Genomic DNA, 22,655 nt, shown 5'->3' on the forward strand with positions numbered 1-22,655 from the left:
CGGGAACCGTCGGCGGGGCCCGGTGCCGCGTCAGCAGGCGCAGCCGGGGGTCTCTTCTGGCTGGGGCGGTTTGCGGCCGATGGTGGGCATGCCGAGGCTGACTCCGGGGAGTTTCGGGGCCCGGCCGGCCCCCCAGGCGTCTCCGGCCCTGGTGCGGCGGTGGGTCAGGATCTCGGCGTCGGCCACCAGGTGGTGGGGGGCGCCGTAGGTGACGGTGGTGGTGATGACGTCGCCGGGGCGGACGCCTTCGGCGTTGCCGTGGGCGGCCTCGCCGTCCGGGGTGACCGAGAAGTGGACCAGGCGGCCGTCCCGGGCCCGGCCCGACATGCGGCCGGTGGCCTCGTCCTTGCGGCCGTCGCCGACGGTGACCAGCAGTTCGACCTCGGTGCCCTCGAGTTTGCGGTTCTCCTCCCAGGAGATGCGCTCCTGGAGTTCGACCAGGCGCTCGTAGCGCTCCTGCACGACCTCCTTGGGCACCTGGTGCTCCATGGTCGCGGCGGGCGTGCCGGGGCGGATGGAGTACTGGAAGGTGAAGGCGCTGGAGAAGCGGGCGGCCTCGACCACGTCGAGGGTGCCCTGGAAGTCCTCCTCGGTCTCGCCGGGGAAGCCGACGATGATGTCGGTGGTGATCGCCGCGTCCGGCATGGCCTCGCGGACCTTGTCGATGATCGACAGGAACTTCGCCGACCGGTAGGAGCGGCGCATCTCCTTGAGGACCCGATCGGAACCGGACTGGAGCGGCATGTGGAGCTGGTGGCACACGTTCGGGGTCTCGGCCATCGCCGCGATCACGTCGTCGGTGAAGTTGCGCGGGTGGGGGCTGGTGAAGCGGACCCGGTCGAGGCCGTCGATCTCGCCGCAGGCGCGTAGGAGCTTGCCGAAGGCGTACTTGTCGCCGAACTCGACGCCGTAGGTGTTGACGTTCTGGCCCAGCAGGGTGACCTCGGAGACGCCCTCGTCGACGAGCGCGCGGATCTCGGCCAGGATCTCGCCGGGGCGGCGGTCCTTCTCCTTGCCGCGCAGGGAGGGGACGATGCAGAAGGTGCAGGTGTTGTTGCAGCCCACGGAGATGGAGACCCAGCCGGAGTAGGTGGACTCGCGCTTGGTGGGGAGGGTGGAGGGGAAGACCTCGAGGGCCTCGAGGATCTCGACCTCGGCGGCCTCGTTGTGGCGGGCGCGTTCGAGCAGCGCCGGGAGGGACCCGATGTTGTGGGTGCCGAAGACCGCGTCGACCCAGGGGGCGCGCCCGACGATCGTCTCGCGGTCCTTCTGGGCCAGGCAGCCGCCGACGGCGATCTGCATGTCGGGGTTGCGCTGCTTGGCCGGGCGGAGGTGCCCGAGGTTGCCGTAGAGCTTGTTGTCGGCGTTCTCGCGGACCGCGCAGGTGTTGAACACGACCAGATCGGCCTCGTCGCCGCCCGAGGCCGGAACGTACCCGGCGTCCTCGAGCAGGCCCCCGATCCGCTCGGAGTCATGGACGTTCATCTGGCAGCCGAAAGTCTGGACCCGGTAGGTCCTCGCCGTGTCAACGTCAACCACCAGACCAGGATAGCCGTCCCGCCGATCGCTCCGGTCGGGCGAGTCGGTCGAGTAGCCCCGCCCACCCTGGTGCGGCAGGGGCCTCTGGGCTGTGACGAATGCCATGCGACATGATCCATGCAGATCCCAAATGGTCACTCACATATCGTATCGACGTGGATACAGCGAATACTCCGGTAGGCAGTGAATTAAACAAGTTCTCCCTGCGAATCTCCTTTTTGCAACAACGAGAGGATCGCTCTTGTGCCTGCCGAAGCGTCCCTATAAGGTGACCCCGTGCCGTCGGCGGGGACTGCCCGCCCGCGGGCGGACCCGCTGTCGCCCCACCCGTCAGTGATCCAAGGAAGAAGATGCGTTTCAACAAAACCTCCGGAGCGCTGCTCGCCGCAGCCGCCCTCATGACCACCGCCGCCTGCGTTTCCGAGGAATCCTCGGGTTCGGAGTCCGACGACGCCCTTGTCGGTGAAGGAACCGGCGCGGACTGCGTCATCGAAGAGACCGTCAAACTCGGCGCGGTCCTCAGCCTCACCGAAGGCGCCGCCTTCGCCGGCGAGTACCAGCGCGAGGGCCTCGAACTGGCCATCGAGGAACTCAACGCCCAGGACGGCGTCACCTACGAGCTCATCGTCGAAGACGACCACACCAACGTCGAGGACTCCGTCTCCGCGTTCGAGAAGGTCATCGACCGAGACCAGGTCAGCGCCATCATCGGCCCCACCCTCTCCAACCAGGCCTTCACCACCTACCCCGACTCCCAGTCCGCGGGCGTTCCGACCGTGGGCATCTCCACCACCGCCGAGGGCATCCCCGAGATCGGCGACTACATCTTCCGCGCCTCCCTCCCCGAGGAAGTCGCGCTCGCCGAGAGCATCCCGGCCGCCGCCGAGGCCCTCGACCTCGAAGAGGTCGCGATCCTCCACGACAGCGCCGACGAGTTCACCGCCTCGGCCTACAACACGATGATGGACGTCCTCACCGACGAGGACATCGAGGTCACCGTGGACGAGAGCTTCGAGACCACCGACACCAACTTCAGCGCCCAGCTGACGGCCATCCAGGAGGGCGAGGTCGACGCGGTCATCCTCTCGGCGCTCCCGGCCGCCACCATCCCGCTGATCACCCAGGCCCGCGAGCTCGGCATCGAGGCGCCCATCGTCGGCGGCAACGCGTTCAACTCCCCGGTCCTGGTCGGCTCCCTCGAAGACGCCGCCGAAGGGCTCATCGTCGGCGGCGCCTGGAGCGCCGCGGCCGAGACCACCGGCAACGCCGACTTCATCGCCGCCTACACCGAGAAGTACGAGCGCGCCCCCGACCAGTTCGCCGCCCAGGCCTACACCGCCGGCTACCTGATCGACCAGGCCGTCCGCGCCGACTGCGACGCCAACCGCGAGGCGATCAAGGACAACCTCGGCCAGATCCTGGAGTTCGACTCGATCCTCGGGCCGATCTCCCTGGACGAGAACGGCGAGGTCACCCAGAACGCGTTCGTGCAGATCATCCGGGACGGCGAGTTCACCCTCCTCGAGGGCTGATCCGCCGATACACGGTTCCAATCTCCGCTAGGGAACGCTGAAAATGCTGCAACAGCTGGCCAACGGGGTCTTCTCCGGGGCTATATACGCGCTGTTCGCGATCGGGTTCACACTCGTATTCGGGATCCTGCGCCACCTGAACCTGGCCCACGCCGCCATCTTCACCGCCGGCGCCTTCGTCGGCATCGAGCTGGCGACCAGGTCGGGGATACCTCTCTGGCTGCTGCTGCCGATCGTGGCCGCCGCGGGTGGAATCGCGGGCGTGCTCCTCGAGCGCGTCGCGTTCCGCCCGCTGGCGGGCCGCGACGACGAGCACTTCGCCGGTCTGATCTCGTCGGTGGCCTTCGGGAGCGTGCTGATCGCGCTGCTCCAGGCCCGCTACGGCACCGAGCCGCAGAGCTTCCCGTCCGGGTACTTCCCCAACCAGCTGTACGAGATCGCCGGGGTCAGGGTGACGCTGGTGCAGCTGCTCACCCTCGGCCTGGCCCTGGCGCTCATGCTCGGACTGGCCTGGCTGGTCTCCAAGTCCTCGCTGGGCCGGTCCATGCGGGCCGTGGCCGAGAACCCGACCGCCGCCAGGGTCGTCGGGGTCAACGTCGGGCGCGTCACCGCCGGCACCTACGCGCTGTCCTCGTCGCTGGGCGCCGTGGCCGGGGTGCTGCTGTCGATCAACCTCGGCCAGGCCAACCGCGACCTCGGCCTCTCGATCGAGCTGATCGGCTTCGCCGTGATCATCCTCGGCGGCCTGGGGTCGCTGTGGGGCGCGATGGCCGCCGGGCTCATCCTCGGGCTGGCCGAGGCGCTCACGATCCACTTGTTCGACTCGACCTGGAAGGGCCTGGTGGCCTTCGCGTTGCTGTTCGCGGTGCTGGTGCTGCGCCCCAAGGGCCTGTTCGGGTCCGTCAGGGTCAGGGAGGTCTGATGCTGGCCGGTTACGACACCCTCATCACCACCGTCGCGCTGGGCGCGATCCTGGCCTACTCCTTCTACGTCGTGCTCATGGCCGGGCAGCTGAGCCTGGGCCAGGCCGGGTTCGCGTCGCTGGCGGCCTACACCTCCACCCTGGTCGTGCCGACCGAGCCGCTGTTCGGCTCGCTCTCGCCGGTCCTGATCGGCATTCCGGTCGGCGCCCTCGTCGGCGGCGCGGCCGCGTTCGTACTCGGACTGCCGGTGCTGCGATTGCGCGGGGTGTTCCTGGCGATCGCCACGATCGCGTTCGGCGAGATGGTCAGGGTGTTCATGACCAACGCCGAGTGGACCCGCGGCGCGCTGGGCATGAGGCTCGACAAATGGGTGACCATCGACCTGGCCTGGATCGTCGTGGCGGTCCTGGCCTACCTGTTCTGGCGGCTGGGTCCCTCGCGGACCGGCCGCGCCTTCGCCGCCGTCCGCGAGGACGAGCTGGCGGCCGGGTCCATGGGCGTGGACGTGGTCCGCACCCGCATGGCCTCGTTCGTGGGCTCGGGCATGATCGCCGGGGTCTACGGGGTCATGTTCGCCTACTTCTTCGGCCGCATCACCCCCGGCAGCTTCGACTTCGGGCTGATGATGGACGGCCTGGTCACCGCCGTGCTCGGCGGCTACCTGGTGTTCTTCGGGCCGGTGCTGGGCGCCGGGTTCCTCAGCGCCGTCCCCGAGGGACTGGACGCGACGGGCCTGGAGGCCGGCTGGGTCTACCCGTTCTTCACCGGGCTGCTGCTGCTGGCGGTGATCCTGTTCCTGCCCGGGGGCCTGTCGAGTCTGTTCCTGCGGCGCCGCCGCAGGCCGAAGCCGGTCGAGCTGACCGACGCCGAGCGCGCCGGCCTGTTCGCCGGGTACTCCGAGCCGGGCACCGAGATCGCGCGCGTGCGGGGCCTCGGCAAGTCCTACGGGGCGGTGCAGGCGGTCCGCTCGGTCGACCTGGAGCTGAAGTCCGGGGAGATCCTCGGCGTCATCGGCCCCAACGGGGCCGGGAAGACCACCCTGATCAACATGCTCAGCGGCCTGGAGCCGCCAACTTCGGGCGAGGGCGAGGTGCTGGACGTCAAGCTCGGCCAGACCGGCCGGTCGCACCGCTTCGCCCGGGCCGGGGTGAGCCGGACCTTCCAGCACTCCAAGCTGTTCAACCGGCTCAGCGCCTTCGAGAACGTCCTGGTCGGGACTCACGTCAAGGTCAAGGGCACGTTCCTGAAGCGGCTGCTGTGGCTGCCGTCGGCCAGGCGCGAGGAGCACCTGGCCCTGGCCGTCGCCTGGGAGCAGATCCGCCGGGTCGGCCTGGAGGACCGCGCGCATCTGCGTCCGGGTTCGCTGTCCTACGGCGACCAGCGGCGGCTCGAGATCGCGCGGGCCCTGGCCTCCTACCCGGAGCTGCTGATCCTGGACGAGCCGGCCGCGGGCATGAACCACGTCGAGGCCGGCGAGCTGGCCGAGCTGATCGGCTCGCTCGCCGCGGACGGCATCACCGTCCTGCTCATCGAGCACAACGTCAAGATGGTCCTGGACACCTGCACCCGGGTGGTCGTGATGAATTTCGGCGAGGTGATCGCCTCGGGCGAGCCGCGCGAGGTCGCCACCGACCCGAAGGTCGTCGAGGCGTACCTGGGCGCGGAGGACACCGGGGAGAGCCAGTATGTCTAGTCCGATCCTTTCGGTCGAGTCCGTGCACGTCTCGTACGGGCGGGTCGAGGCCGTCCGCGGCGTCTCCGTCGAGGTCGACGAAGGCGGCCTGATCGCCCTGGTCGGCGCGAACGGGGCCGGGAAGAGCTCGGTCCTGGCCGCCGTCTCGGGACTGGTGCGGCCCAAGGCCGGCAAGGTCCTGTTCGACGGCCGGGACGTCACCCGCTGGCCGGCCCACCGGCGAGTCGGGGCCGGGCTGGTGCTCGTCCCCGAGGGCCGACAGATCCTCGGGACCCTGACCGTGGCCGAGAACCTGCGGCTCGGCGCCCACCGGCGCCGCCGCCAGGCCGCCCCGATCGAGGACATGTTCGAGCTGTTCCCGGTGCTGGCCGAGCGCCGGAACCTGCCGGCCAGCGCCCTTTCGGGCGGCGAGCAGCAGATGCTCGCCATCGCCCGCGCCATGATCGCCCGACCCCGGGTCATGCTGCTGGATGAGCCGTCGATGGGCTTGGCGCCCAAGATGGTCGACGAGGTCTTCACGGTCATCGAGAAGATCCGCGCCACCGGGGTCACCGTCGTGCTGGTCGAGCAGAACGCCCGCCGGGCGCTGCGCGCGGCCGAGCACGGATACGTGCTGGACACCGGGGAGATAACCCACAGTGGACCGGCCAAGGAACTGCTCGACAACCCCCGAGTCGTGGAAGCGTACCTCGGGGCCGAATAACGATCCCCCCACCTGTCCACTCCGCCCCACCACACGAAGGAGCCCCGCGAATGGTGGAGGTCCGCTCCGATACGGACACCGGCGGAGGCGAACGCGCCTCCGGCCGGTGGTCGTCGATGAAGATCCGCACCAAGCTGGCGATCATGCTGCTGATTCCGGCGCTGACCCTCACCGGCATGGTCGGGCTGCGCCTGTACGAGTCCGCCGGCGAGGCCCGCTCGGCCGGGGACACGGCCGAACTGACCGGCCTGGTCGGTGACATCAACGAGGTCGTGCGGCAGGTGCAGGCCGAGCGCCTGGCCGTGGCCATGCTGGTGTTCGAGGAGAACACCGGGCTGGCCGAGCCCGACGAGCTCCTGTCCCGCTTCAACGAGGCCGCCGAGGCCACCGACGGTGACCTGGACGCCTTCGAGCAGGCCAGGTCCGATCTCGACCAGAGCCTCGATGACGAGGTCGGCGACCTCCTCGAGCGCGCCGACAAGCCGCTGGAGCGGCTCCAGACCGCCCGCGAGGCGGTCGAGGCCGGCACCGTCGAAGAGGTCCACCTGACCGTTTACAACTCGATCGTCACCCGCCTGTCGGCAGTGCTGGACCGGGCCATCGACGAGGCCGGGACGGCCGACCTGAGCCGGGAGCTGCGCACCGCCGGACTCCTGCTGAACATCGACGAGTACTCCGAGCAGCTGCGCATCCTGGTGCTCGGGCTCGAGGACGGCGCGCCGCTGGCCAACGAGTACCGGCCGTTCGTGCGCCTGACCGCCTCCCGTGAGGAGGCGCTGGTCGAGTACCGGCGCGTCGCCGCCGAGACCGACCCGGACGCGGCCGTGTTCGAGGTCGGCGGTCTCGGCTCGGGCGGGGCGCGCCCGGCCAACCGGCTCGAGAGCTCCGTGTCCGGTTCGCGTTCGGACGACGAGCAGGAGATCGACCACGAGGTTCTCAACGACTCGTACGAGGCCCGGCACGAGGCCACCGCCGCGCTGGTGAGCGAGACGCTGGAATCGACGCTCGAGAACGCCGACGCCACCCGCGACGCGGTCGTGCAGCGGTTGGTCCTGGAAGGCGCGATCGCGGTCGCGGCCCTGGCCATCGCGGTCCTGATCGCCTCCGGTATCGGCCGCTCGGTCACCAGGGGTCTGCGGGACCTGTCCGGTTCGGCCCGCCGCATCGCGATGGTCGAGCTGCCGCGCGCGGTCAAGCACGTCGACGAGCAGGAGGGCCTGGGCGGGCGGAGCCCGTTCGAGTTCGCCGCCGAGACCACGCCGCCGCTGCGCACCAAGGGCAACGACGAGCTGGCCGAGGTCGGTGAGGCGTTCAACATCGTCCACCGCGAGGCGATCCGCATCTCGGCGCAGCAGGCGCTGCTGCGGTACCACGTCGGCGCGATCTTCGTGCGGCTCGCCCGCCGCGGCCACTCGCTGAGCGGGCGGCTGACGGCCGAGCTGGACGAGGCCGAGCGCAACGAGTCCGACCCCGAGCGCCTCCAGCGGCTGTTCCGGCTCGACCACCTGGTGTCGCTGCTGGGCCGCACCAACGACTCCCTGCTGGTCCTCGGCGGTGCCTCGGCCGCGAAGGTCCGCACCACCGACGCGAAGGTCTCCGACGTCCTGACCGCCGCCCAGAGCCGCATCGAGTACTACACGCGGCTCGACCTGTCCTCCGACGACGGCGCCTGGATCAAGGCCGACGCGGTCGACGACGTGGTGCAGCTGCTGGCCGAGCTGATGGACAACGCGACCCGCTACTCCGAATCGGACGCCGAGGTCCAGGCGCGGGTGCTGACCGGGCAGGTCATCATCCAGATCCGGGACCACGGCATCGGCATCGATCCGGAGCGGATGGCGTACCTCAACGACCGGCTGCGCCGCCGCGTGCCGGTCGACCTGGAAGCCATGGAGGCGATGGGCCTGACCGTGGTCGGGCACCTGGCGCTGCGCCACGGCATCGAGGTCGAGCTGCGGCCCTCGATCGGCTCGGGCACGATCGCCGAGATCGCCATTCCCGGCACGATCCTGTCCTTCACCGAACCCGAGCGGCAGAAGAACGCCGCTCCCGCCGCGATCGCCGCCGGGGCGGCCCCTCCGCCCGACCCGATCAACCAGCGGCGCAACGCCCCTCTGTTCATCCAACCGCAGGAGGCGTCTGCTGCCCCGGCGGAGCCTCCGCCTCCGGCCAAGCCCCTCGCCGCGGCCCCGATCCGGGGCGTGGCGGCCGTGACGTCGGGTCCTTCGACGGCGTCGCTCCACGCGCCGACCGAGGCGCTGGCGCAGTTGCCGGAGCTGAAGTTCGACGTGCAGTACGTCCATGCCGACCCGTCGCTGCGGGCCGGCCAGGCGCTGCCGCCGGCCGAACCGGCCGAGCAGTCCTTCACCGACGGGGGCCTGCCGATGCGCAGGCCGATGTCGAATCTGGTCCCCGGTGCTGTCGCACCGACGGCCGAGCGTGCCGACCAGCCGATCGAGCGTGATCCCCGGACGATCGGCGCCACCTACTCGGCGTACGCGCGCGGCCTCGCAGGCAGCAGCAGAACCCAAACCAGCCCAAGGAATTGAGGATTAGGCCATGACCAGCCCGCAATTGGACTTCCTGCTCAACGACTTCGTCGGTCGTGTTCCTCACGTGACGCACGTGATCGCGGTGGCGGCCGACGGACTCCTGATCGCCTCGAACGACACGCTTCCGAGGGATGAGGCCGAGCGTCTGTCGGCGATCGCCTCGGGCCTGACGAGCCTGCTGGCCGGGGCGGCCCGGTCGCTCCAGGCCGATCCGGTCATCAGCAACCTGACGGAGATGAACGGCGGCTATATGTTCTCGATGTCGGTCTCCAGCGGCGCGAGCCTGCTGGCGCTGGCCGGGATCGGCTGCGACATCGGCCAGGTGGGGCACGAACTGGCGAACCTGATCAACCAGGTGGGCCCGGCCCTGACTCCGGCTGCGAGGCAGGTGGCCGCCTCGCAGCGGCACTTAACTCAGGCGACCGAGACGGCCCAGCCGAGAGAGACAACAACTAGAACAGACGGAACAGGGCTACCAGAGAGAAGAGTTCCGAGAGCACAGAACGAGATCTGGAAGGCCGCCGACCGAAACCAAGGTCAGCGGCCCTGATCTGAATCGGCTTCATACGGGACTGTGCTCGTGCTTCACTTCGTGCTGTGCTCCTGGTTCACTTCGTGCCGTGCCTCTGCTTCACTTCGTGAAGTCGAACTCGCCGTCCTCGGCTCCGGCCAGGAAGGCATCCCACTCAGCGCGGGCACACCCGACGCCCCTCCCCCGAGTCAGTCCCCCACCGGACTCCACCAGGCCGATTCCCACCATGCTCCGGACTCGTCATAGTCATCGTCGGTGTCGCCCTCGGGAGCATCATGCAGATCCCACGCGAGAATGCCCTCAGCCGCGTTCGGACTTCGACCAGAACGGCCTCGCCACGCATGCCGCCGACAACGCCCCGGCGGAGTACCGGGGTGGATTCACCTGGTGAAAGAAATACCACAGAAGCCGCTGACCGCGGACCTCGGTGCTGTGCGTCTCGGTTGTCACCGTATGCGATAGATGATGTTCATTTTCAGTATGCAACCCTGCCGTCGTTGGCCGCGTCTGCGAATGCGGATGGATCATCCGATCCATCCGCATTCGACCTAACCCGAGGGTTCAATATGCAGAAACGACACGCCATCGGCGGCGTCGTGGCGGCGATCGCGGTCGCCGCCACCGCGCTCGCCGGCGGAATGTCCGCCAACGCCGAGACGACCGAAGAACCGACGCCGGCCCCTGCCGACGCGGGCGGCGTAGCGGCCGAGACCGTGATGCTCCCGACCGGGGACACTGTGACGGTAGCGCCCAACGGCGCCACCGCGATCAACCCCGCCGAGGGCCGCGAGGACATCGGCTTCCTCACCCTCCCCGTTCCCGGGGCTCGGGACGAGACGCTCGTCATCCCCCACGACGTGGCCGACGAGATCCGATCCGGCCAGGACGACGCGCGCCGCTACAACGTCTCGGCGCTGGCCGAGGAGGGGCACACCGATGCCGCCGAGGTCAGCGATGCCGACCTCAGCGGACCCGAGGACCTGTTCGCGGCCGAAGAGGACCCCACCGCGGCAGCGCAGACACTCACGGTGACGCTCCGCGACCGCGCCGGTGCCGTCCCCGACGGCAGCTGGGTGACGTGGAGCAGCGACCAGACCGACGAGTTCGACTCGATCGAGTTCGACGAGAACGGCGTCGGTACGATCGCATTGGAGCCCGGCTCCTACACGATCGTCCACGAGACCTGGAACGACCCCACTGAGGACACGGACGGCGAGAACGTGCTGGGCATGACCCCGGTGACGATCGGAGACGAGCCGACCCAGCTGGTCATCGACGGCGCCGAGGCGGCCGAGGTGAGCGCCGAGGTCGACCGGCCCGACGCCGAACTCCTCGGGGAGCAGATCGTGATCGAGGCCAGGTCCAGGAGCGGGGACGACTGGCTGGCCACCGGCGCGTACGGCGGCCCCGACATCGACTTCTACCTGATGCCGGAGCCGGAATTGCCGGACCACGAGCTCGGTTTCATCTACCAGCCGGTCCTGGCGGCTCCCGAGGGAACCGAGGACGACTATGTCTACAACCTCGCCTTCCACGAGCGCGGCGGCTTCCCCGACGAGACCGCGTTCCACCCATCCGATGAGGATCTGGCTGTCGAGGAAACCACATACCACTCGCTCGGCGCGGACGTCGAGGGCTTCACCTGCGATTATGGCGACGCGACCCCGAATATCGGACACGGCCTCTGTTACCTGGTGCCCACCTCGTTCCCCGCGGAGCGGACGATGTACTACACCGCCGATCCGGACATCGAGTGGTCCGGCTTCCGCCAAGCGGGCGTCTTCTCCGATCAGGGGAGGTTGGTGGACGGTTTCGTCGACAGCCTGGACCGGGGCTCGCTGGAGGCCGGCGAGACCACCCGCGCATTCGTCCACGGCCCGCTGGCGGCCGGAGTCCCCGAGGCGTTCCTCTACTCCGAGGAGGGCACTCCGTACTTCTACGCCTCCACTGGGCCCGCTGGCAGTCTCAACGACGAAGAGCTGAGGCTCAAAGGTCACGAAGGGACCGCGGTCCTGAGCACCGACGGCCAGAAGGTCGGAGTCGTGGAGGGTATCGACCCGGAGGACGGCTTCGAATTCGATCTCACCGGATTCGAGGCGGGCCGCTACACGCTGCACGTCGCGTCGTCGCGGAGCACCGATACCGCGCTGGTGGGCACTGCCTCCACCCAGGAGTGGGCCTTCGACCTCGACCCGAGCGCGGTGCCCTCCGGCGGGTCCACCGACATGACGCTGCCGGTGATCGCCGTCGAGACCGATGGCGTGGACGGCGGCTTCACCGAGGCCGGGGACGATGTGGACGTGGAGCTCAGCCTAGCGGCCGCCGAGTACCTGCCGGAAGTCGAGGCCGAGGAGATGGCCCTCCAGGTCTCCTTCGACGACGGCCTGACCTGGGAGGAGATCGAGCTCGATTGCGACGGCGGCGCCTTCACCGGCGAGATCGAGCACCCCGATGACGCCGAGTACGTCTCGGTCCGCATGACCGCGCTCGACGACGCGGGCACCGAGATCACCCACACCACCATCCGCGCCTACGGCCTCCGCTGACGAGCGAGACGGGCGTCCCGGGCCGGGATCTGATTGCTCGATCCCGGCCCGGACTATTACGTGGACGTGGCCCGCACGGCCCTCATGGCGGCGACTCCGCAAGGCGGTCGGTTGCTGAGGGCGGATGCCGATCTCCCGGCGCTGCTCGACCTTCAGCCTGCGGTGAAACGTAGTCCTTCACCATCCGCTGCGCCGAATGCGACGCCGCACCCGGCTCGCACCGAGCCCGGCCATCTACTGCTCAACCGTGCCGATCACCGGTCGGCTTCAGGCAGAGCAACACTCACTACCTCAAGCCCGTTCGCGGCCACCTCCACGGCCTCCGGCCGATCGGCCACCACCACCAGCCGATCCCCGCTGATCCAAGCGCGACACCAGTTGTCCTCGGCACTGGTCACGGCGACCTCTTCACCGGTCACCGGCCGCCGGTCGGTCGTGAACGGCTTCAGCTCGGTCATCCACGACGAGACCCCTTTAAGGGTCCGCAACTGAACCTCCGGAATCCGGCCCGCCGCGTCCGGGCCCACATTCAGCAGCAGCCGACCGCCTCGCGAGACCACGTCCGCATACAACTCCGCCGCCTCGCGCGGGGTCATCGTGAGCGATTCGTCCTCGACCCGGTTGTAGCCGAACGAGAAACCGAGCCCGCGATTGTGCTCCCAGCCGATCCCCGTCTCATTGTGCGTGGCGGCGGAGTACTCGCTCGTCCGGTAGTCCCAGACGTCGGCGCCCCAGCGGTCGTTCACGATGCCGTCCGGAACGACGGAACGGTAGTAGGTGATCAGCTCGTCCAGGGTGCCATCGGCTTTACCGGCGTCCGGCCAGTCGATGTCGTTCCAGAGCACCGAAGGCTGGTAGCGGTCGATCAAGTTGCGGACGTGCTCGGTGGCATAGGCGGCGTACTCGGCGTTGGTGGGCCGGAATTCACTGATGTCCGGGCCCTTCTCGATCGCCGGGTAGTCCGTGATCGACCAGTCGAGTCCGCCCGAGTAGTAGACGCCGAAGCGCATCCCCTCAGCGCGCACGGCCTCCGCGAGCGGGCCCAGCAGGTCCCGCTTCGGACCGCGGTCGACGGTGTTGAACCCCTCGCTGCCGGGGGCGTCCCACAGAGTCACGCCGTCATGGTGCTTCGTGACCGGCACGACGTAGTCCGCTCCCACCTCGCGGAAGATCCTCGCCCACTCGGCGGGCTCGTAGGCTTCGGCCCGCCACTGGTCGAGGAAGTACTCGTAAGGCACCGATCCGTAGACCTCCGCGTGATGCAGCGCAGCCGGAGACGCGTCGATGCGGATGGTGTTGGCGTACCACTCGGCGTAGGCGCAGTGGGCGAACCACTGCTCGTCGGGGACCGTGCCCAGCGCGCCGACCGGTTCGGCCCACGCGGGCACCGAATACGGTCCCCAGTGGATGAAGATTCCAAAGCTCGCGTCCTTGGCCCAACCGGGCAGGTCCCTGTCACGTGGTTCCGTCATGTTCTCTGCTCCGCTCGGCGGGTGGTGTCGGGGTCAGCCGATCGCGAATTCGTCGATGGCGGCCAGTTCGCTGTCGTCGAAGTCCGGACGATCCAGCGCTCCTACGTTGTTCTCGAGCTGCGCGACGCTGCTGGCACCAATGATGACGCTGGTCATGCGTTCGTCGCGCAGCGCCCAGGCCAGCGCCATCTGCGCCAGCGACTGGCCGCGGTCGGCGGCGATCGCGCTCAGGCCCTTGATGCGGGCGAGCGCGGTCTCGTCGACCTGGTTCTTCATCCACTCGTAGGTGTCCGCGCGCGAACCCTCGGGGATGCCCTTCAGGTACCGGTCGGTCAGCAGACCCTGCTCAAGGGGGCTGAACACGATGCAGCCCGCGCCGACCTCTTCGAGCGCGTCCAGCAGACCGTCCCGCTCGATGCGGCGGTCGAACATCGAGTAGCGCGGCTGGTCGATCAGCAGCGGAGTGCCCAGGTCGGCCAGGATCTCGGCGGCCCGGCTCACCTGTTCCGAGGTGTAGTTCGAGACGCCGACATATAGGGCCTTGCCCGAGCGCACGATGTGGTCGAGCGCGCCCATGGTCTCCTCCAAGGGCGTGTCGGGGTCGGGCCGGTGGTGGTAGAAGATGTCCACATAGTCCAGTCCCATGCGCTTCAGGGACTGGTCGAGCGAGGCGATCAGGTACTTGCGCGAGCCGTGGTCGCCGTAGGGTCCGGGCCACATGTCGTAGCCGGCCTTGGAGGAGATGACGAGCTCGTCGCGGAAGGGTCGGAAGTCGGCTTCGAAGTGGCGGCCGAAGTTCTCCTCGGCGGAGCCGTAGGGCGGCCCGTAGTTGTTGGCCAGGTCGAAGTGGGTCACGCCGAGGTCGAAGGCCCGGCGCAGGATCGCCCGCTGCGTCTCCATGGGCCGGTTGCGCCCGAAGTTCTGCCAGAGCCCGAGCGAGATGGCGGGGAGCTTGAGCCCGCTGCGCCCGGAGCGCCGGTATTGCATGGAGTCGTAGCGGTCTTCCGCGGGATTCAGCACGGTACGCGTTGCTCGTTTCTGTAAGGGGATTCGGCGCTGATTCGGTGTCACGCCCGTCCATGGTCGCGGTAATCCTATGCGATCTTTCGGTTGCTCTCCAGCCGTCCGGGGCCGTTCGACGAGCCCCGCGAGGCCGGTGGCGGCGGCCATGCCGTATTCGAGCGGGCCGCGCTTGAAGAACCGGGACCACACGAACGCGAACACGACCGCTCCTGCCACGAAGTAGCCCCACAGCGTCCAGCTCGACTCGTAGGGAAGTTCGCGCCGGTCGAACATGAACCACAGGACGACGATGTGGCCGACGTACACGGTCAGCGACATGGCCCCGACCGCCGTGACCGGCGTCAGCAGCCATCGCAGGCGCCTGAACCGGGCGAGCAGGACCACCGCGGCGACGATGACGGCGACCGCGATGCCGATGTTGCCGACCAGTTCGAACGGCGTGCCGCTGTGCGGCGACGCGCCCAGCAGCGCGGTTGGCGTCCCGCCCCAGATGTCGGCGCCCGCCTGGATCAGTTTCGAGGCCGGCCACGAACCGCAGTAGCCGATCAGCGCCAGCGCCGGACCGATGACGGCCAGCCGGATCCGGTTCGCCTTGGAGGCCAGGTCGAGCCTGCCGATCGCCATCCCAGCGAACACGTACGCCATCCACGCCACCGCCGGGTAGAACCCGACTAGGAGCAGCGCCAAGACCCCGTCCACGCCCCACGCCACGAGCGGATCGCGCTCGTACCACGGTTCGGCCCAGTCCATGTGGCCCGCCTGCAACCACAACCGCAGGGCCGAGCCGCCGATCGCGCAGACCCCCGCGAGGACGGCCAGCGTCCGGGCCCGAAGCCTCATGAACGGCAGCGCCAGCAGGAAGTACAGGCCGTAGTAGGCCAGGATCACGGCCACCGAGGTGTCCAAGGCGGTCAGCAGCGACCCCAGGACGAGCAGGATCACCGCGCGGACGGCGATCTTCACGGCGACCCGGCGGCCCTCCCGGCCCGTCTTCGGGCGCTTCCCACCGGCCAGCAGCACCAGCGAGACCCCGGCGAGCGTGGCGAACAGCGCCGATGAACGCCCGTGCGGCAGCTCCATCAGCCACGCCGCGAATCCTTCGCCACCGCCGTCCCTCGGGGCGACATGCGCGAAGTACATCCCGAACACCGCGAGCGCCCGCGCCAGATCGATGCCGACGATGCGGCCGATCGGCTCGGGATCCCTCGCGGCCGGCGGAGACTCGGCTGGCCCCTCGACGAGCTCCAGCCCCGCATTCGAGCCCTCCGGAGAGGTCGAGCGGTCAACGTCCATCGGTCAAGCTTGCGCCACCCCGTCCACCCCGCGCACCGGACTCGGATTCAGGCTCTTGCCGACAACGGTGTGTCGTGGAGTGCTTCGCGGAGATGCGTCATGAAGGCTTCCAGGGCTAGCGGGGCGGTCCTGTTGCTGGTCAGCAGCACGATGTCGCGATACGTCACAGGGTCCAGCGGGCGGAACACCACTCCGGGCTCGTGGGCGAGGCCGCCCGTCGGCCTGGGGAGGCACGCGACGGCCAAGCCCGCCCGTACCAGAGCGAGCTGGGTGACGTGGTCGGCGACATGGTAGTTCATGTCGAGATCGATGCCGTGCTGTCGTGCGTTCCGGACCAGTGCGGTGTGCGGGTCGGATCCCCGGGCGCAGGTCGCCCAGCGCTCCTCGCTCACTTCTCGCACCTCGAGTCGCCTGCGCTCACTGAGCGGGTGGCCGACGGGTAGAGCCAGGTAGAGGGGCTCGCGTGTGAGCCGTTGAACGCGGATTCCAGTGGGCGTGCGCAGTGGCGAGGTGTTCCAGGACTCGGCGAAGACCAGGTCGAATCGGCCCTCCAGAAGTCGCTCGAGGTGGTCGGCGGTCTCACCGTCCTCGATGCTCACGCGGACCCGGGGATGTTCGCGAAGGAACACAGGCAGGCTCGCGGTCAGCAGGCCGCGGACGACCGACGCGATCGCGGCGATGCGGAGGTGCTCGATCCGGGCCGCGTCCCGGTGGAGATCGTTGTCGGCCTGCTGCATCAGGTCCGCCATCCGGTGGGCGTACTCGGCCAGGAGCTTGCCCTCGGGGGTGAGCCGGACCCCGCGGCCGTCGGGGACCACCACCTTGGCGCCGGCTTCGGCTTCGATGCGGCGCAGCTGCTGCGATACGGCCGGACCGGTCATGTGCAGCAGCGCCGCCGCGCGGGTCACCGATCCGACGCGAGCGACGGCGTCAAGCACTCGGAGCCTGCCCCACTCGATACTCATAAGCAATTCTTAACACAATAGATAATAAATGAGAAGTAGTGCTTAGGAGCAGATCCGGTTACCGTCGGCGACATGCCACTTCCGGACTCCCGCTCCCCCTGTGACGCATCGCGTGCGCCCCGCCTGGCGATCTCAAGCCGCACGACCGCCGTCGCCGCGGTCCTCACCGGCGCCGTGTGCCTGTCGGCCTCGGCGATCCTAGTCAAGCTCGCGGGCGTCGACGCCGCCACGACGGCATGGCTGCGCTGCGCGATCGCCGTCCTACTCCTGGTCCCCTTGGCGCTCCACGAGAGAGCGCGGCGCGGGCCGCTCCCGGCGGCGGGAATCGCCTGGGCACTGGCCGCGGGGACGGCGCTGGGCATCGACTACGCGGCTTGGGCGACATCGATATACCAGGTCGGCGCCGGAATCAGCACGGTACTGATCAACGTGCAGGTCATCGTGCTCCCACTGCTGGCCTTCCTCATCGACCGCGAAGCGATCCCCGTGCGCTTCCTGGCGGCACTGCCGCTGATGCTCATCGGGATCAGCCTCGTCGGCGGACTCTGGGAGGCGGCCGCGCCCGGCCCGAAATCCGCCGCCGGAACCGCGTTCGGCGTGCTCGCGGGCATCGGGTACGGGTGCTACCTGTTCATCACCAGGCGTGCGGGCGCGCTCGCGCCCCGCCATGTCATCCAGCCGCTGACCTGGGCCACGGTGGCGGCGGGCGCAACCGCGGCCTCGGTCTCGCTGCTGTCCGGCGGCGCCGACCTCGGCTCCATTTCGGCCCGCTCCTGGACGTTCTTGGCGGTCTTGGCCGTGATCGGTCAGGTCGTCGCGTGGCTGTTCATCAACCACGGCAGCGCCCGGCTCGCGCCGACCACGACCGCCGGGCTGCTGCTGATCCAACCCGCTCTGGCGCTGGGTCTGGCAGCGGCCGTCCTGGGCGAGCAGCCCAGCGGTCTGCAACTGTTCGGCGCGGTGGTCGTCCTCGTCAGCGTCGCGATCGCGAACGGCGCGGTCCCCGGGCCCTCGGTCGGAGGAAAAGGTCGGCCGATGACCCGGAGGTCGCTCACGCCGCGGTAAAGGAGCCGGGCATTCGGGATCGGACTTCGGCGGCCAGTTCGGGGGCGGCTTCGGCATCGGCGTCGGCTATTGCGATGCCGTAGCGGAACCTGATCGTCTCCCCGTCGGCGACGGCCAGTTCCTCGGAGAAGAACGGGGCCGGGTTGAGAGCGGCGAACTCCTCGCTGCGGGCGAACCACTGCGGCGGGTGCTGCGGGTTGTCGGCGTCGTCGACCATGAGCACCAGGGACGTGGCGTCGTCGTGGTCGTGGCGGCCGGCGAAGCCCATCCACTCGTGGCGGCCGCCGCGCATCTCGCTGCCGGGCCCGGAGCCGTCGGCGGTCACCAGGCGGCAGTCGGTGAAGGACCGGGGCCCGCGCCAGAACAGGCCGCCGTAGCCGGCGTTCTCGCGGCCCTTGGTGGTCGGCGAGCCGATCGAGACCTCGCCGCCGGAGACGTTGGTCAGGCTCGTCTCGAAGGTCAGCATCCACGCCTCGTCCGAGATCACCCGCGCGCCGATCACGCGCTTCTCGGTGAAGAACTTGGCGCCGGCCTGGGTGATCCAGTCCAGGTCGTGGGCGATGGCGGCGGCACCGTCGGCGGTCTCGAGCCGGGTGAACTCGCGGTGCTGCTGGGTGCCGTTGTTGTCCTTCTGGACGTAGAACCGCCCGTGGACGTAGGTCGGGCCGCCCCAGAAGTTCTCCTCCCCCACGTGCGGCAGCGACAGGGCGATGCCCTTGTGCCACACATGGTCCCAGGGCCGGAAGAGGCTCACGACGCGTCCGGCGCGGGTGCGGATCGGGTGCATGTACGGCTTGGGCGACTCCAGTTGCGGCGTGTCGGGCCGGTACACGTACTCGAACAGGTCGACCCGGCCGTCGCGGACGGTCAGGGACGCACCGAGGTCGTGGCGGATGTCGAGACGGGTCATGCGAGTTGCTCCTTGATCGGGTTCCATGGGACGGCGCCGCCGTCCATGCTGCGCGCGAACGGGTCGCCGTCGCCGATGTCTCCGGCGCGGACGGGGACGTGTCTGAACGCCGAGGCGTAGGTGGCCGCGGCGAACTCCAGGGTCCGGCGGGCCTCCTCCAGGGACACCGCCGGCTCCTCGCCCGCGGCGATCGCTTCCAGGACCGCCTCGATCTGCAACGGGTGGCCGCTGGCGCGGTCGGGGCCCGGCTCGGGCCACAGGTCGGCCAGGTGCTCGTGCCCGGGCGCGGGTGTGAAGCGCCAGTCGGCCTCGGTGTAGCCGTAGAGGTGCTCGACCTCGACCGTGGCGTGCTCGAAGTCGAACCGGAGCCGGGAGGTCTCGCGGGGCGAGACGACCGAGTTGACCACGGTCGCCATGCACCCGTTGTCGAAGCGGACGACCGCCATCGAGACGTCCTCGGTGTCGGTCGGGCGGGCGAGCCGCCCGGCGAGCGCCGCGACCTCGGTCCACGGGCCGAGGATCGACAGCAGCAGGTCGAACTGGTGGATGCCGTGGCCCATGGTCGGGCCGCCGCCCTCGTTCTCCCAGCGTCCGCGCCACGGCACCGCGAAGTAGTCGTCGTCGCGGTACCAGAGCGTCTCGCAGGTCGCGGTGAGCGGCCTGCCGAGCTTCCCCGAAGCGGCCAGGCCGCGGAGACGGACGGCCGCGGAACCGAACCGGTGCTGGAACACCGTCATCACCGGCACACCGGTCTCGGCGTGGACCGCCGCGAGCTCGTCCATCTCGGCCAGGCTCAGCGCGGTCGGCTTCTCGACCAGCGCCGGCACGCCCGCGCGCATCGCCGCGACCGCCAGCGGCGTGTGGCTCCGCGGCGGCGTGCAGATGTGGACCAGGTCGAGCGCCTCGGCCGCGAACAGGGACTCGGCGTCGTCGTACACGCCGGGGATCGCGAACCGCTCGGCGAACTCGGCGGCCCTGGCCGCGTCGATGTCGGCCACCGCGGCCAGCTCGACTCGGTCAGGGAGGGCGGCCAGCGCGCTCGCGTGGGCTCCGGCGATGCCGCCGGTGCCGATGACGGCGGCCCGCAGTACCGGGGATGAGTTCATGAAGTTGCTCTTCCGTTCGTGTGGTGCTGTGGGTTCCGGTGGCCGCCGGGCGGCCACCGGAACCCGGGGTCACTTGGCGGCGTCGATCTGGCCCTGGATCTCCTCGATGAACGCCTCGGCGGCCTCGGCGGGCTCGCGCTCGCCGAAGTAGACCTCCTGGGCGTAGCGCTGGATCATCGGGTCGACGTCGCTGCCGCCGTTGGGGGTCACCGGGGAGACCGGTCCGGGCTCGAGCGAGTTCATGTAGTCGAGGGCGAGCTGGTCGCCCTCTTCGAGGTCCGTGCTGACGCGCTCGCGGAGGTCGGTGTTGGCGGGGATGCCGCGCTCGGTCTTGAGGATGTCGGCGGCGGCCTCGCTGTTGACCAGGAAGTCGATCAGGAGCGCCGCCTCGGCGGGGTGCTGGCTCTGAGAGGAGATCGACCAGTACATGGACGGTTTGAAGTAGAGGCCCTCCTCGCCGTCGGGCTTGAGCGGGGGCCGGAGCAGGCGGAGGTCGGCGCCGGCGGCGTTGCGCAGGGCGGTGATCATGGTGTTGTAGGCGTTGCCCATCGCGACCTTGCCGGTGGCGATGTTGCCGGAGTCGACACCGCCGTTGATGCTCTCGACCATCTCGGCGGGGCTCTCGACCGCGCCGGAATCGATCAGGCCCAGGAAGAACTCCCACTGCTCGACCAGCAGCGCGGGGTCGAGGGCGACGTTGCCGTCCGCGGTGAACAGGTCGGATCCGTTCTGCCGGGCCCAATAGCGCACCGAACCGTGGTCGAAGCCGCCGGTGATGCCCGAGCCGGAGATGGCCCCGCCGCTGGCCTCGGTCAAATCGGCGGAGAGGGCGGCGTAGTCGTCCCAGGTCCAGGCGGAGTCGTCGGGCAGGTCCATGCCGTACTCGGCGAAGAGGTCGGCGTTGGCGACCAGGGTCAGCACCCCGGCGCCGATCGGCATCGCGTACTGGGTGCCGTCGACCTTGCCGGTGTCCATCAGGGACTCTTCGATCTTGGAGGAGTCGAGGTACTCGCCGGTGTCGGCGAGGTCGAGGAGGGCGCCGCGCCCGCCGTAGGAGGCGAGGTAGAGCTCGTCCATCTGCATCACGTCGGGCGAGTCGCCCCCGGCGGTGGTGGTGGCCAGGGCGTCCCAGTAGCCGGTCCAGTCCTTGTACTCGGACTTGATGGTGATGTTCGAGTGCTCGGACTGGAACGCCTCGATGGCCTCCTGGGTGAGGCCGTGCCGGGTGTCCGAGCCCCACCAGGTCATGCGGAGGGTGACCTCCTCGTCGGACAGTTCGACGTCGCCGCCTCCTCCGGTGCCGCAGGCGGTCAGGCCGGGCAGGGCGACGGCGGAGGCGCCGAACCCCTTGAGGATGTTTCTGCGTTGCATGGTCTCGCTCCTTTGCGAAGGGTCGTGAAGGGTTGCGGGCGGTGTCATTTCCCGCCGGTGGTGGCTATGCCTCTGAGCAGGAACTTCTGTCCGAACAGGAAGGCGAGGAAAATGGGCAGCAGGGACAGCACGCTCATGGCGAGCGCGGCGCCCCAGTTGGTGCCGGCCTGGGCGTCGACGAAGGCGCGCAGGGCCAGCGGCACGGTGTACTTGGTCGGGTCGGTCAGGTAGATCAGCTGGGAGAAGAAGTCGTTCCACGTCCAGATGAACGTGAAGATCGCCGTGGTGGCCAGCGCCGGAATCATCAGCGGCAGGATCACCTGGGCGAAGATGCGGGGGTGGCCCGCGCCGTCGATCCGGGCGGCCTCGTCCAGCTCGGTGGGGATGCCGCGGATGAACTGGACCATCAGGAACACGAAGAACGCGTCGGTGGCCAGCAGCTTCGGCACGATCAGCGGCAGGAACGTGTTGACCCAGCCGAACTGGGAGAACAGCACGTACTGCGGGACGATGATGACGTGGATCGGCAGCATGATCGTCAGCAGCATGATCGCGAACCACCAGCGCTTGCCGGTGAACTCGAGCCTGGCGAAGGCGTAGGCGGCCATCGAGCAAGAGACGAGGTTGCCCAGGATCGCGCCGAGGACGACGATCGAGGAGTTGATCAGGTAGAGGCTGAACGGGTCGGCGAAGGCGTTCCAGCCCTCGGCGTAGTTGCCGACCTCCAGGTCGTTCAGCACCAGACTGGGGTCGCGGAAGATGACGTCGTTCGGCCGCAGTGAGGAGACGACCATCCACAGCACCGGGTAGAGCATCACCAGCGCGAACAGGATCAGCAGCGCGTGCTTGAGGAACGCGCGGACCGGGCGGAGGCCGCTTCGGGACTCGCGTCGCCTCGGCCGGTCCTGCCGGTTCGCCCCGGTCGAGGCGGTGGCGGGGGTGAGGGTGTCAGTCATTGTAGAAGACCCAATACTTCGAAGCCCAGAAGTTGATCGCGGTGAACGCGCCGACGATGAGCAGCAGCAGCCAGGCCATCGCCGAGGCGTAGCCCATGTCGAAGCTGCCGAAGCCGCGCTGGTAGAGGTAGAGCGTGTAGAACAGGGTCGAGTCGGCCGGTCCGCCGGTGCCGCCGGAGACGATGTACGCCTGCGTGAACGACTGGAAGGCGTGGATGATCTGCAACACCAGGTTGAAGAAGATGATCGGCGTCAGCAGCGGCAGCGTCACCGACCGGAACTGGCGCCACTTGCCCGCGCCGTCGACGTTGGCCGCCTCGTAGTACATGCGCGGGATCTGCCGCAGCCCGGCCAGGAAGATCACCATCGGCGAACCGAACGTCCACACGTTCAACGTGATCAGCGTGCCCAGCGCGGTCTCGGGCTCGGAGATCCAGCCGCGCCCCTCGATGCCGATCAGGGCCAGGCCCTCGT

The 22,655-nt window shown here is 69.2% G+C and carries 17 protein-coding genes and 1 pseudogene; 8 read left to right on the forward strand and 10 right to left on the reverse strand.

What is annotated here, in order from left to right:
* Positions 1–30: 30 nt before the first annotated feature.
* Complete coding sequence (gene miaB, locus JFB92_RS03735; RefSeq protein ID WP_307789006.1) at positions 31–1,539, reverse strand: tRNA (N6-isopentenyl adenosine(37)-C2)-methylthiotransferase MiaB; 1,509 nt, start codon at positions 1,537–1,539, stop codon at positions 31–33.
* Positions 1,540–1,889: 350 nt separating this feature from the next.
* Between miaB and JFB92_RS03740 the strand changes: the two genes are divergently transcribed.
* From JFB92_RS03740 to JFB92_RS03770, 7 genes are all read left to right on the forward strand, one after another.
* Positions 1,890–3,071: an ABC transporter substrate-binding protein gene (locus JFB92_RS03740; protein WP_199035008.1), complete on the forward strand. Its 1,182-nt coding sequence runs from the start codon at positions 1,890–1,892 to the stop codon at positions 3,069–3,071.
* Between the two features lie 43 nt (positions 3,072–3,114).
* Positions 3,115–3,993, forward strand: coding sequence for a branched-chain amino acid ABC transporter permease (locus JFB92_RS03745; RefSeq protein ID WP_199035010.1), 879 nt, complete (start codon positions 3,115–3,117; stop codon positions 3,991–3,993).
* Positions 3,993–5,687 (forward strand): branched-chain amino acid ABC transporter ATP-binding protein/permease, encoded by a 1,695-nt coding sequence (locus JFB92_RS03750; protein WP_199035011.1) that lies wholly within the window; start codon positions 3,993–3,995, stop codon positions 5,685–5,687. Before JFB92_RS03745 ends, JFB92_RS03750 begins: the two co-directional genes overlap by 1 nt.
* Positions 5,680–6,390: an ABC transporter ATP-binding protein gene (locus JFB92_RS03755; protein ID WP_199035013.1), complete on the forward strand. Its 711-nt coding sequence runs from the start codon at positions 5,680–5,682 to the stop codon at positions 6,388–6,390. Before JFB92_RS03750 ends, JFB92_RS03755 begins: the two co-directional genes overlap by 8 nt.
* Positions 6,391–6,440: 50 nt before the next feature.
* Complete coding sequence (locus JFB92_RS03760) at positions 6,441–8,939, forward strand: nitrate- and nitrite sensing domain-containing protein (protein WP_199035015.1); 2,499 nt, start codon at positions 6,441–6,443, stop codon at positions 8,937–8,939.
* A 10-nt stretch (positions 8,940–8,949) separates the two neighbouring features.
* Positions 8,950–9,492 (forward strand): roadblock/LC7 domain-containing protein, encoded by a 543-nt coding sequence (locus JFB92_RS03765; protein WP_199035016.1) that lies wholly within the window; start codon positions 8,950–8,952, stop codon positions 9,490–9,492.
* Positions 9,493–10,040: 548 nt separating this feature from the next.
* Positions 10,041–12,020, forward strand: a complete 1,980-nt coding sequence (locus tag JFB92_RS03770) for a hypothetical protein (RefSeq protein ID WP_199035017.1) — start codon at positions 10,041–10,043, stop codon at positions 12,018–12,020.
* Between the two features lie 254 nt (positions 12,021–12,274).
* Here JFB92_RS03770 and JFB92_RS03775 read toward each other — a convergent pair whose 3' ends face one another.
* From JFB92_RS03775 to JFB92_RS03785, 4 genes and pseudogenes are all read right to left on the reverse strand, one after another.
* A complete protein-coding gene (locus tag JFB92_RS03775; RefSeq protein WP_199035018.1) occupies positions 12,275–13,492 on the reverse strand; it encodes an alpha-L-fucosidase in 1,218 nt (405 codons plus the stop codon).
* 33 nt (positions 13,493–13,525) lie between these two features.
* On the reverse strand, positions 13,526–14,479 hold the full coding sequence (locus tag JFB92_RS26795) for an aldo/keto reductase (RefSeq protein WP_233162251.1): 954 nt from the start codon (positions 14,477–14,479) through the stop codon (positions 13,526–13,528).
* 198 nt (positions 14,480–14,677) lie between these two features.
* A pseudogene (locus JFB92_RS26800) lies at positions 14,678–15,808 on the reverse strand (heparan-alpha-glucosaminide N-acetyltransferase domain-containing protein); the annotation flags it as partial.
* A gap of 47 nt (positions 15,809–15,855) precedes the next feature.
* A complete protein-coding gene (locus JFB92_RS03785; protein WP_199035020.1) occupies positions 15,856–16,773 on the reverse strand; it encodes a LysR family transcriptional regulator in 918 nt (305 codons plus the stop codon).
* 72 nt (positions 16,774–16,845) lie between these two features.
* Between JFB92_RS03785 and JFB92_RS03790 the strand changes: the two genes are divergently transcribed.
* The gene (locus JFB92_RS03790) at positions 16,846–17,838 is read left to right on the forward strand and encodes a DMT family transporter (RefSeq protein WP_199035022.1); all 993 of its coding nucleotides are present in this window, start codon (positions 16,846–16,848) and stop codon (positions 17,836–17,838) included.
* Here the strand turns inward: JFB92_RS03790 and JFB92_RS03795 are convergent.
* The 5 genes from JFB92_RS03795 to JFB92_RS03815 all read right to left on the reverse strand — a co-directional run.
* On the reverse strand, positions 17,825–18,748 hold the full coding sequence (locus tag JFB92_RS03795) for a DUF6807 domain-containing protein (RefSeq protein ID WP_199035027.1): 924 nt from the start codon (positions 18,746–18,748) through the stop codon (positions 17,825–17,827). The genes JFB92_RS03790 and JFB92_RS03795 overlap by 14 nt on opposite strands.
* Complete coding sequence (locus JFB92_RS03800; protein ID WP_199035028.1) at positions 18,745–19,854, reverse strand: Gfo/Idh/MocA family protein; 1,110 nt, start codon at positions 19,852–19,854, stop codon at positions 18,745–18,747. The genes JFB92_RS03795 and JFB92_RS03800 overlap by 4 nt, the downstream gene beginning before the upstream one ends.
* A 69-nt stretch (positions 19,855–19,923) precedes the next feature.
* Positions 19,924–21,225 carry an ABC transporter substrate-binding protein gene (locus JFB92_RS03805; protein WP_199035029.1) on the reverse strand — a complete coding sequence of 434 codons (1,302 nt, stop codon included), beginning with the start codon at positions 21,223–21,225 and terminating at the stop codon, positions 19,924–19,926.
* A 44-nt stretch (positions 21,226–21,269) separates the two neighbouring features.
* On the reverse strand, positions 21,270–22,181 hold the full coding sequence (locus tag JFB92_RS03810) for a carbohydrate ABC transporter permease (RefSeq protein WP_199035030.1): 912 nt from the start codon (positions 22,179–22,181) through the stop codon (positions 21,270–21,272).
* The coding region (locus JFB92_RS03815) for a carbohydrate ABC transporter permease (protein ID WP_199035032.1) at positions 22,174–22,655 on the reverse strand (482 nt) is incomplete at its 5' end. The genes JFB92_RS03815 and JFB92_RS03810, both read right to left, overlap by 8 nt.

It is taken from the genome of Glycomyces salinus, from assembly GCF_016428645.1.
Classification (GTDB): domain Bacteria; phylum Actinomycetota; class Actinomycetes; order Mycobacteriales; family Micromonosporaceae; genus Glycomyces; species Glycomyces salinus.